General features: G+C 26.2%; 5 protein-coding genes. 3 read left to right on the top strand and 2 right to left on the bottom strand.

What is annotated here, in order from left to right; genetic code table 11:
- Nucleotides 1-89 precede the first annotated feature (89 nt).
- The 3 genes from B2P65_RS03050 (at nt 90) to B2P65_RS03040 (ending at nt 2,103) form a co-directional block, all read left to right on the top strand.
- On the top strand, nt 90-248 hold the full coding sequence (locus tag B2P65_RS03050; RefSeq protein WP_346879573.1) for a YvrJ family protein: 159 nt from the start codon (nt 90-92) through the stop codon (nt 246-248).
- Between the two features lie 3 nt (nt 249-251).
- Nucleotides 252-893 (top strand): N-acetylmuramoyl-L-alanine amidase, encoded by a 642-nt coding sequence (locus B2P65_RS03045; protein ID WP_346879572.1) that lies wholly within the window; start codon nt 252-254, stop codon nt 891-893.
- Between the two features lie 376 nt (nt 894-1,269).
- Entirely contained in the window at nt 1,270-2,103 is an 834-nt protein-coding gene (locus B2P65_RS03040) for a hypothetical protein (protein WP_346879571.1), read from the top strand.
- Between the two features lie 398 nt (nt 2,104-2,501).
- Here B2P65_RS03040 and B2P65_RS03035 read toward each other — a convergent pair whose 3' ends face one another.
- Entirely contained in the window at nt 2,502-2,726 is a 225-nt protein-coding gene (locus tag B2P65_RS03035) for a BhlA/UviB family holin-like peptide (protein WP_346879570.1), read from the bottom strand.
- A gap of 138 nt (nt 2,727-2,864) precedes the next feature.
- Nucleotides 2,865-3,380, bottom strand: coding sequence for a sigma factor-like helix-turn-helix DNA-binding protein (locus tag B2P65_RS03030; protein ID WP_346879569.1), 516 nt, complete (start codon nt 3,378-3,380; stop codon nt 2,865-2,867).
- Between the last annotated feature and the right edge of the window lie 102 nt (nt 3,381-3,482).

The following is a 3,482-nucleotide window of genomic DNA, read 5'->3' as shown; positions in this document are numbered from 1 at the left end:
GTAGACACCAGTGAAACAGCTTATGAGATTAACTAGTTAAAGGGGCTCTTTGGAGCCTCTTTATATACTTTAAAAGGAGGTTGAAAGTAATGGAAGAATTAATAAATCTAGTATCAAATGTGGGATTTCCTATAGCAATTACTGCTTATCTTATGATGAGATTTGAAAATAAATTAGAGAAGTTAGATGATAGTATCAATTCTCTTGTTATAGCAATAAACAATAATAATATTAATAAGGGGGCATAGTAAATGGCTATAATATCTATTTGTAGCCGTGGTGGTCATAATCCTAAGTTTCAAGGGGCTTCGGATTATGTAAATGAGGTTACTGAAAACAGAAAAATCATATCTCAGCTAAGTAAATTATTAAGAGCTGATGGTGATTTTAATTATACAGAGGTTACTCCAGATACCAGCAGCTCTGCTATACAAGATTTAAAGTATAGCATTAATATAGCTAATTCAATTAAGGTGGAGCTATATTTTTCTATACATATCAACTCCTCTCCAAAGAAAGGTTATAAAGGAGCTATTGGATCAGAGTGTTGGATATATCCAAACAATGAGAATAAAATTGGTGGACTTGTAGGAAGAGAGGTTCTTAAAGAACTAGCCTCCCTAGGATTCATCAATCGTGGCATAAAATCATCAGATGAGTTTACAGAGCTATCAAACACTAATATGCCAGCGGTTATAATTGAATGTTTCTTCTGCAATAGTAAAGCTGATACGGACCTTTATCATAAAGTAGGCCCTAAGGCTATAGCCTATGCAATATACCTAGGAATTAAAGCAGCTACAAGAAGCAAAACACCTATTATTCCTATGAATGGAATAAATATCAATCATATAAAAGATTGTCATAATTGTAAAAACTATTGTCCTATTTAATGAAAAATTATCTTATAAAATTTAAATACCCCCAAATATCTGTGAAGTTTCATGGATATTCTGGGGGGTACTTAAATATGGATTTATTATCTGATTTATTTATATTTTCTATAAACTCTTCCAAGGCCAAACTTATAAGTTGCTGCACTTCAAACTCCTTATGATCTTTAACAAATTCATCCCATTTTGCTTATAATTTTATTAACACTAGCAGTATTATCTTTCTTTAGCTCTATATTAATATATTCTACAATTTTAGTGATTTCAATGACTTCAACTCCTTATACAAAAGTATAACATACACTAAGATTCTACCGTAATTTCTGGAATATACACCAATTTTATATTAGTATATATAGAGAGTGGAGGGATTTAGATGAAAATTAAGAAGTTTTTAATTGTAATATTATCTGTTGTTTTTTCTATATTTATGGTAGCTTGTAGTAGAGATAGCAAAAATATAACAAATAATAAAAGTGAGTTCAGCGTTGTAGGAAATAATACAGTAAAGGAAGTTTGTGAATATTATTTAAAAGGAATTGATGTTACACCAAGAATAGAGATTCAAATTATAGATGGAACTTCTCACTATTATGATGTACAAACAGAAAGTAATACTTTTATAGATATAATGCTATATGTGAAAAATTTGAATAATGAAGCTGAAATGGTAGATAACTTAATCACTGCAAGGATAAAAATTAATAGTAAAGAGTATACGTGTTTTTCTGTATCACAAGGTGCTGAGAGTTCAGATTTAGAAAAGGATGCTTCAATAAAGCCACTAAAAACGAGTATGATTCATTACTTAGCTGAAGTTCCTTTAACAGAAGCAACTGGAGAAATAGAGGTTATATTAAATATAAATGGAAAAGATTTTAGTAATAAGTTTAATTTAGAAAGTATAAAACCTGTATCTCCTTCTGCTGAAAATTCAGCAGAAATGGAAGTAGATGATGAAGATTTAAAATCAGATAGGAAAGAATACACGCAACAAAATCCAACTGAAGATAAATACTATATAAAATTAAAAGAAGCTTGGCAAACACAAAAGGACTATATTGAGTCTATTAATGATCCTACGGTAAAAACATCAGTACAAACTCCAGAATCAGCTGCTATTATGGAGTCCAATACATTGATTATAAAATATCCTGGAGATGCTGAGGCTATAGATGAAAGTCTAAAGAGGGTTCTTAATGGTGAATAATTTAGTTGTTTTTATCAAGTGAAGTTTGGTAACTAAATATAGAATGATTGTATGTTCTTGTAATACTTATAATAAATATAAAAAATTTAATCTTACATTCTATGATGAGTTTCTAGAGTTTAATGTAGACAATAAGTATATTAGAAAAATATCGTATTCAAATCTTAAAGAATTATATGGAACTAAAGATATGTTTTTAATAAATTCAGTATGTTGTATATATAAAAATTGTATAGACCCCAATGTTAGTAATGAAATAGAAAATATTTTAATGGATAAGTTAGGAGACAGNNAGCAATTAGATATTAAATAAAAAAATGTGTAAATGTTTGTTTAAGATTAGTATATTATACTAAAATAAATCAACTTATATATTGTAAATGAAGACATAAAAGAGTCTATTTAAAAATAGACTCTTTTATGTCCTCAACATCTTTTTTTATAGTTTCGACTATAGTAAATTTTTCTGTTAACTTAGATATTATTTCTTGGTATTTGAGTTCTCTCTCTTCTTGTTTTAAATCTCTTTTTTCTTGGGCTTTTAAGATATAAAGTAATAAACTCATACTTAGTAACGCCCATATACCTTGAGATGTTGCTACTTTTAATAATTCATTTTCCAACTCTATCACATCCTTTTATGTTATATTTTAATACTACTCAGTAAACTTATAACTTAACGTCTTAATCTATTGATAGTTTGTCTACTGATTTTAAAATTAAAAGTCACTTATGTATCTCTTAATTAATAAATATTTTCTTTAAGCAATATTATTTTTAATTTTATATAAAGCTTGTCTATTTAATTTGTTTACATATTGTCTAGATATATTTAATTTTTTAGATATTTGTATATCAGAAAGACAATTAAAATATTTAAAAATAATAATTTGTTTTTCCCTATCAGTTAGATATTTTATAAGATCATAAAATTCTAAATCACTATGAAAGTCTATTTTATTATTGAAATCTTGAATTTCACAAATATATTCTTTAGTATCAATTTTATTTTTATTACGGCTAATGTTTATATATGAGTTTTTTATTCCTTTATTTATATAGCTTAAAATAAATTTATCATCAGTAAATTTTTTATTAATAGGAATTTTATTAATAATTTCTATAAAACATAATGTAATATCACATTTTGCATCTTCATAATTTAAAAGTTTAGAGTATTTAGTTAGTAAAGGATTAAATTTTAATATTAAATTATATAAATCATTAGAATCCCCCAATTGAGCATTAGTTATAATATCATATAAATTAGAATCCATATAATTATCACCCCCTTAATATGTAAATACAAATTAAGTTGTATAATGTAACCTAAACCATATAATGTAACAGATACATATTTATTAATTGGGAAACTAAAT

This window comes from Clostridium sp. UBA3061, from assembly GCF_002367465.1.
GTDB lineage: Bacteria > Bacillota > Clostridia > Clostridiales > Clostridiaceae > Clostridium_J > Clostridium_J sulfidigenes.
This window is presented reverse-complemented; position numbering and strand designations above follow the sequence as displayed.

Bases quoted from the DNA above. Each gene is read 5' to 3' on its own strand.
- B2P65_RS03050 (WP_346879573.1), top strand. From the start codon at position 90: ATGGAAGAATTAATAAATCTAGTATCAAATGTGGGATTTCCTATAGCA.
- B2P65_RS03045 (WP_346879572.1), top strand. From the start codon at position 252: ATGGCTATAATATCTATTTGTAGCCGTGGTGGTCATAATCCTAAGTTT.
- B2P65_RS03040 (WP_346879571.1), top strand. From the start codon at position 1,270: ATGAAAATTAAGAAGTTTTTAATTGTAATATTATCTGTTGTTTTTTCT.
- B2P65_RS03030 (WP_346879569.1), bottom strand. From the start codon at position 3,380: ATGGATTCTAATTTATATGATATTATAACTAATGCTCAATTGGGGGAT.